Below are 7071 nucleotides of genomic sequence, written 5' to 3' on the forward strand. Positions count from 1 at the left end.
TTTGCACTGTTATCGATAACGGGCCTCGTGTTCCCGGCGGGAATATCCCCAAAATCGATTGATGCAGGTGTTGCGACAGAGCAGTCAACCAGATTCACCTGGGTCGGCTCGTTAATGGCTATCGTCGACGAATGTGTTCGGTAAACGTAAAATGATAAATTAAACTCGGATCCCGATGTTGCCTCTGGCGTTACGTACATCCCATATTTTAAGATCCCGCTCACGTCATGTTGGCCATGAGTATACTTAACTTGAGTAGTAGTGATAACCGTGTTGCCTATACATGTTTTACTGCCATTTTGCATTCGTCCATTTGAGTCAAATCTAATTACTCTGGTTTCTGAAGGCTGTCCTGTGCCGGTAAGTCTATAGTAATTTACAGAAGTAATGACGCTGTCATAGAATACCAGATAAATACCAGGAGCGACACGAGCGCCATAATAAGACGTTCCGGAAATAAGCGAAATATTATAAGGATTTTCTTGGTTGCAAGCTGCGTAGTAAGGAGGTCTCGGTGTTCCTGAGATAACAAAAAAAAATCCTCCAATATAATTCTGCGTAGGTGTGTAATCATTCGGATTATCATTTACGACACCGTAAGTATCTATTTCCCCCAGCGGCGTAAACCCCGGCCCGGTGACAGGAATAGCACAGGCGGATACCGCAGCCAGCATCATAATAATGCCGGAGAAAAACTTAACCATATTTCTTATCATTGTCGCCCCCATCAGGTAATAATCACTTTTTTTAAATTAAGAACAGGCGACAGTGATTTTCTTGATAAAGAAATCATTGCCGGTTTTAATATTGTGGATATCAAAGTTTGCCCTGCACTGCCGGTCTGGATCATTCCCCCAACTGACGTTTAAGGTGCCTTTATCAGGTAAACCGCTCAGGTAGACCTGTCCGTCATCACCGACAATACCCGACGATTCATGTCCCCCGGACGCCCCGGTCAGGGTGGCAATGGCACCAAAGGGAACAAAGGCCCCGCCCTGCCGCAGCGTGATTAACAGCTGGTGCCCGACTTTTGTATCAAAACCGGCTCTGACGACGGCGCCTGACGTCGGGTACACATTAATATCGGACTGCGTGACGTCCACACCGTCGGGTAACGTTGACGGATCCAGGGAGACCTTGTTTTTCTGGTAGGAGGTTAAATAGGGCACGACGGCATAGCCCTTACTGTCTGTTTTCGCCGAATGTCCCAGATCACTGACGCCCGGCGCATGGGGGGCGCTGATTAACGCCACGCTATCCCCCAGGGTACGCGACAGGGTTATCCCGTCCCCGTGTACCACTAACCCGCCGCTGGCATTGATATTGTAGGTATGCGAATCCTGCGTGTAGCCGTAGGCGACATTCACATTGCCTTTATCCCCCTGCCACCCCAGATTCAGGTTACTGCTATTCTGTCCGCGGTTCGCCAGGCTCTGGCTGACATGATAATTCAGCTTATTATCCACGGCGCTGCCGCTGATCCCGGTCTGCATCACGGTGTTCCTGTTATTGTCACGGGTCAAGGACGTATTGACGTACGCGGAATTCAGCGCCGGACTATAAGAGAATACGCTCAGCGGAATACTGATATTCAGGGAGAAACGTCTGTCCTCCGCCCATTCATTCCCGTAATCACTTAACCGTGAGATGTCATAACTCATGCTGTAACTCACCGATTTATAGCTGTTGTTATAAGAAAGCGACATGCCTTTAATGCTTCTCTGGTTCCCCCAGTAGTCGTCTTTGGACAGTCTCAGGCCGATATTGCCGTAGTCCCCCAGCTGCTGGCGGACACTGGTCTGGAAGCTGCTTCTTTTTCTGTACCGGGTCCACGGCGCTTCATAATCATTTAACCTGAACCCTTCATTATTAAATTCATTAAACGTATAAAAATTCTTTGTGGAGTAGCGCAGGGCGGTTAAATCAAAGGTGGTGCCCGTGGAAAGCATACTTTTTGAGTAGCGCAGCCGGTAAGAGTTTCCCGTATTGTTTTTCGCGTTCAGGCTGGCAATGGCCGAGGTGATATCCGCGGAAAAGGCCCCGAATGCCCCCAGCGACAAGCCGCTGCCGATATTTACTGACTGGTAGTCATTGGAAATGATTGCCCCGCCATATAAGGTAATGGCTTTCGGTAACCCGTACGTTAATGTCCCCAGCAAAAATCGTGTCCCGCGGGATTTCGTGGTCTGACTTGAATTATACTGTCCCGCCGTGACTTCATATTCAAAAGACCCCGGCCTTTTCATTATCGGCAGGGACGAGTAAGGAATACTGATATTCCGCGTCTCGCCATTAGATTCAATAATCGCCACCTGGTAATCGCCCGACAGCCCGGACTGCGGGATATTGTTGATACGGAACGGCCCGGCGGCGACCAGGGTTTCATATATCACATTGCCGTTCTGGCGCACCACAATGCGGGCACTGCTGTTCGCCACCCCTTCAATTGCCGGTGAAAAACCCTGTAACTGTGAGGGGGACATCTGCGTGTTTGTCGCCAGTTTTACGCCCCGGAACAAGATACTGTCAAAGATATCGCTATTGGTTGAGCCTTCACCGGCTAATATATTTGACTTCATTCTCACAATGTCACGCTGGACATAGGTATTCGAAAATGTCGTTTTACGTTGTGACCGCTTGTCCGCATGGCTGCCACGGGTATCGCTATAACTGTGTGACATTGAACTGCGCAGACGCCAGGGGCCAATATTGATGCCGGAATGCGCCAGGGCAAAAAACGTATTCCCCGTTGATTTTATACCCGCCTGATTATATTCAGAGCGCCCGCCGCTCAGGGTATAATTCATCAGAAAAGCCGGTATGCCATTATCAAAAAGCGAGGGATCCACAATATTATTCATGTCCGGTTTCATGGCAACCTGAGGAACACTTATCAGTAACTCCAGTCTGGCCATATCAAAGCGCACCGTGGATTTGGGGATCAGCGCGGTTAAATCATCAACAGGCTTATCTGCGGGCACGTGTTTAAACGCCGGAATATTTTCCACATTCACGCCAAGCTCGCTGAGCAGATCCGGGGTCAATTCCGGCGTGACAGCACCTTGCTTGTTTTTGATAAAGTTCAGCGTGTACTGTCCCGCATCCCGCTGGTTTATCACGATGTTCAGGGTGTATTTCCCTTCCGTCATGCCGCCGGCCTCACTGAAGACAGACAGGTCGACGGTATTTTTTTCTCCCGTGACCAGTAAAAAACCCGGGTCAAAGTAGTCTTCTGAGAACGCCAGGCTGCTCATAAACAGCGTACTGTAAATCAGAACCGCGATTTTTTTTACCGCACAACGACGGCGTAACGTGAGAGTCCGGTTACGGTGACGGTCATTTTTAATTATCATGGTATTATTTCACCCTCTCCACTTTAGGCTCTGACGGATAGCCGTTATCATTGATTGTTGTCCACTCCAGACTGCCCCCTTCCGTTTTCTCCTTTAAAGGCATCACCGACCGGCCAAAGGGGGGGATCATGTTATCAATGTCTATGTTGTGCTTATTTAAGCTGACCGATTCAAACGTCACCCAGAATGGCGTCGGGTTGCTGACCGCCAGAGAGTCAGGCTCCTTTTTAAAGACGACATTCTCCCTCTCTTTATCCGCATTGCGTTCTTCTATTTCCGCGGGCCGGTAAAACAGTTTGAGGGTATTCTGGGTGGCGACAGACACCGTTGTTATTTTTGATGTGTGATTTAAATCCTGCGCGGGGATTTGTTTTAACACGAGACTGAACACCGACTCTCTGTCCCGGGGTAAAGTGTCACCCGCATAAATAATACGCAGCCGCACGCTTTCCTGCGGCGCCAGTCTTTTTAACGGCGGCGTGATAATAAACGGAATGTCTTTTTTCGGATCCTGGCTGTTTTCCCGTATTCGGGCCTGCAGGAGATACGGCAGGCTGCCGTTATTGGTCACGCTGAAAACCACGCCTTTTTTATCAGAGGCTTTATAAATCACCCGGGTGGCGTTTAATAACAGGGAATTTTCAAAAGAGGCCGCCTGTAATGAAAACGCAACAAAAAATATTACACTCAGGGGGGTATATTTTATCGTATTCATCATTATCTCAGTTCGCCGTTATTTTATGGGTGTCACTTTCAACCCCCAGGTCATTAATTACGGACCAGCTCACGTTCACCGGGGCCGTTATTTTTTCAGGCACCGGGAATGCTTTTGAACTGAAGGGGGCCAGCATCGCACCGGTATCCCGAACGGGGATATGCTTTCCGTTTAGCGTAAGCTGAGATAATGTCTGATACCAGGGCGTGACATTCTGTAGCGTGATAACGTTATTTTTATAGTCCGCCTTCAAATCGTTTGCCGATGCGGTTTTATTTTCTATTTTTTGAGGGCGATAAAATAATTTAATCACGGACTCGACACCGATAGTGACCCGGGCCGCAACTGCCGGAGTCGCGGAGTCAGCTAATTTGTCGGAAGCCGGAATAGCCAGAAAACTCAGATAAAATACGGATTCCCTGTCTGCCGGCAAGCCCGCGGGATCCATATTCAGTATCCGCACCGTATTGTTGCTGTCAGGCTCAATTCTGAATAACGGCGGCGTAACCGTAAAAGGTGCGGTAGCTGAGCTATCGGGATGTAATTGCGCCCGCGCCCGGATTAACCAGGGGGACTGACTATTATTACGTACAGTGACAACGGCGCCGGGCTCAGAAGCATTCACGATAACGCGGGTACTGCTCAGGCTTATCCCCTTTGCATGCGCGGATAAAAACGCATGAAGCAAAAGAATAAAAAGCAGTAATTGTTTAATATGTTTTTTCATACCGGTCTTATTCATATAAGAATGTAAAGGTGACCCTTGCCGTCAGGTCGCCATTTCGCAGCGTTGTGCCGCCACAGTTACTGCCGCATGAAAGACTTGCAGAGAATCCGGACTCCGTCCCGTTAAGATCGCCTAACTGCATATCTGGCTGACCGACAGGAACGACATCCTTATTATCCAGTGGGGTATCCATATTGCCTTTATGGACCAGACGCACGCCATAACCCCTCGCGTCACTGTCTGTCGCCGCATCGGTATCAGAAAATAAAGGGATACCTGCAGTAAATGCCCCACCCGTTACCGATAATTTAGGGCTGATCCCGAGGCCGCTACAATTCGCATAGGTTACGGTGATGTCCTTTGCCTGAATTCCCGTTTCACCCGCCTGTTTAATGTCTGAAGCAAGCACGGTCCCCCAGTTAATTGACGGCGGATTAACGGTGATATCGCAGGAGCCCGGAATGAATTTTGCCTGAAACGTTATGGTATGGGATGATGTCCCAGCCGTTGCACTGTTCAGAAAGATAAAAAAGAGACACGGGTTAACAAGAATGTTTATTAACATTTTTTTTTGCATATGCAAAAACAGCATGATGAGATTATTCATAGTCCACTCTGACTGTCAGTGTTGATTTAATCATTCCGGGTGTGACCTGATCGCTTCCCACCCTGACCAGGCCTAACAGTAAATAGTCACTATGTGGATCCTGTTCTGATACAGCGGGTAATTGAATCGACTCACCGTTTTTAAACGCGGCATCGGGATTATAAAAATTTGCGCTGTTAACCCCGCTTTCCCCCTTGCGAACCATAAATCCCACGCCGGTCGCCACGGAGTCCGCGTCCCGAAAAAACACATCCTGCGCCTCCGGGGATGACGGATAGGTACTGCCACTCACACTCAGTCCGGGGGTGGTGTTGCCGTTGCACCGGATATTAATATATAAAGGCAATACCCTGACGGCCGAGGCGGGCTCGATATCTGCGGCACGGTGAACGCCGTATGAGAGGGCGGCGTCTGATAAATCAATATCACAGCTGCCGTCACCGATTTTTGCCTGAAATGAGACTGCGGCCGTGTCACTCGCCACGCTGTCAGCGGGGATAAAAAAACAGGCACATAACGAAAGCATCGTTATGCTGAGGAAACGCATTCCCTTATTATATTTTTCCATTAAACACCTCATGACCGCCGTAATCATTAATGATTGTCCACGTCACGTTATTCCCCTGCAGCGGGCTGTTATAAGAGAGGCTTGAATAGGGCGGAATAACGTTTTTCGTGGCGTTTTTATCCAGCGTAATCTTGCTGCTATTGATTTTTATCCCGGAGAGCGTGACAAAGTACGGTGAGGCATTGCTGACGTCCACTGACTTGCCGTTCGCTGTAAATTTTAAATTCGCAAAGGCCTGTTGCGAGGGCATGCTCAGCCCGGCCGGCCGGTAGTACAGTTTCAGGACCGTCGCCGAGGCGACCTGTAATTCCCCGGCCACAACGGGGGCGGCCTTCAAACCGCCCTTCGCACTGGCGGGGACCGCAACCGCCCTGAAATAAAAGAGCGATTCCCGGTCATGCGGCAGTTGCGAGTCCTTTTTCATGATGACCACCTGGTTGCTCGTACCGGGTTCAATCCGGAACAGAGAGGGGGCGACAAAAAAAGGGGTATTCACCTGCGAGCCCAGAATATCTTTTATGACCTGGGCTTTAATTAAATAGGGGCTGCCTGAGTTTTCGGCACTTCTTATACCAATGGTTTTACCCCGGGCTGAATCACTTTCCTGAAATATAATCCGTGTCACATCAACAGAAATACCGGCACTGGCCGGGAAAGATAAAAGCAACAATAAGCTCTGTATCAATAATAGTATTATCTTCATGAAAATATAGGCCTCAGACATTGGTATAACAGTGAAATAAAGAGGCAGAATGATGTATTCTGCCTCTCTATTATTTCTACTTACTGCACAATATAGGCAATCACGATGGGCGCACTGTAGGCTTTCGCGAGAGGTGTGGTATCTGTCGATCCCATGCCCACTTTAAACATATAGTCTGTCGCCGCGTCCGCCGTTACATCCAGGGGGATCTGGCTGTCCGTGGTGACCTGAGTATTCGCAACGTCTTTAAGCATAAAGCCGACTGTATCAGCAGCACTATTAACGAATAAGTTTTTATCGTTATTCTGATTGGAGGTAATTCCCTGAACAATAAGATTACCTGATTCAGCGGTAGCACAGTCTGCCAGGGTAACTTTTAAGGCTTTTTCCCCGACCTG

At 48.8% G+C, this 7071-nt stretch carries 7 protein-coding genes and 1 pseudogene; all 8 read right to left on the reverse strand.

The genetic code is table 11. The features are described from left to right. A partial coding sequence (locus Q1A40_RS22715) for a hypothetical protein (protein ID WP_300006032.1) occupies positions 1–716 on the reverse strand: 716 nt, incomplete at its 3' end. A 36-nt stretch (positions 717–752) separates the two neighbouring features. Beyond that, positions 753–3353 carry a fimbria/pilus outer membrane usher protein gene (locus Q1A40_RS22720; RefSeq protein WP_300006034.1) on the reverse strand — a complete coding sequence of 867 codons (2601 nt, stop codon included), beginning with the start codon at positions 3351–3353 and terminating at the stop codon, positions 753–755. A gap of 4 nt (positions 3354–3357) precedes the next feature. Further along, a complete protein-coding gene (locus tag Q1A40_RS22725) occupies positions 3358–4071 on the reverse strand; it encodes a molecular chaperone (protein ID WP_367275784.1) in 714 nt (237 codons plus the stop codon). 4 nt (positions 4072–4075) lie between these two features. Then, a complete protein-coding gene (locus Q1A40_RS22730) occupies positions 4076–4795 on the reverse strand; it encodes a molecular chaperone (protein WP_300006036.1) in 720 nt (239 codons plus the stop codon). A gap of 7 nt (positions 4796–4802) precedes the next feature. After that, positions 4803–5204, reverse strand: coding sequence for a fimbrial protein (locus Q1A40_RS22735; protein WP_300006039.1), 402 nt, complete (start codon positions 5202–5204; stop codon positions 4803–4805). 190 nt (positions 5205–5394) lie between these two features. After that, complete coding sequence (locus Q1A40_RS22740) at positions 5395–5970, reverse strand: fimbrial protein (protein WP_300006041.1); 576 nt, start codon at positions 5968–5970, stop codon at positions 5395–5397. Continuing rightward, positions 5957–6694, reverse strand: a complete 738-nt coding sequence (locus Q1A40_RS22745; RefSeq protein WP_367275785.1) for a molecular chaperone — start codon at positions 6692–6694, stop codon at positions 5957–5959. Before Q1A40_RS22745 ends, Q1A40_RS22740 begins: the two co-directional genes overlap by 14 nt. 59 nt (positions 6695–6753) lie before the next feature. Then, positions 6754–7071: pseudogene (locus tag Q1A40_RS22750) on the reverse strand (fimbrial protein); the annotation flags it as partial.

This window comes from uncultured Cedecea sp., from assembly GCF_947498825.1.
In the GTDB taxonomy this organism is placed as follows: Bacteria; Pseudomonadota; Gammaproteobacteria; order Enterobacterales; family Enterobacteriaceae; genus JGM124.

Excerpts from the sequence above, each read along its gene's own strand:
- Q1A40_RS22720 (WP_300006034.1), bottom strand. The coding sequence starts at position 3,353 with ATGATAATTAAAAATGACCGTCACCGTAACCGGACTCTCACGTTACGC.
- Q1A40_RS22725 (WP_367275784.1), bottom strand. The coding sequence starts at position 4,071 with ATGATGAATACGATAAAATATACCCCCCTGAGTGTAATATTTTTTGTT.
- Q1A40_RS22730 (WP_300006036.1), bottom strand. The coding sequence starts at position 4,795 with ATGAAAAAACATATTAAACAATTACTGCTTTTTATTCTTTTGCTTCAT.
- Q1A40_RS22740 (WP_300006041.1), bottom strand. The coding sequence starts at position 5,970 with ATGGAAAAATATAATAAGGGAATGCGTTTCCTCAGCATAACGATGCTT.
- Q1A40_RS22745 (WP_367275785.1), bottom strand. The coding sequence starts at position 6,694 with ATGTCTGAGGCCTATATTTTCATGAAGATAATACTATTATTGATACAG.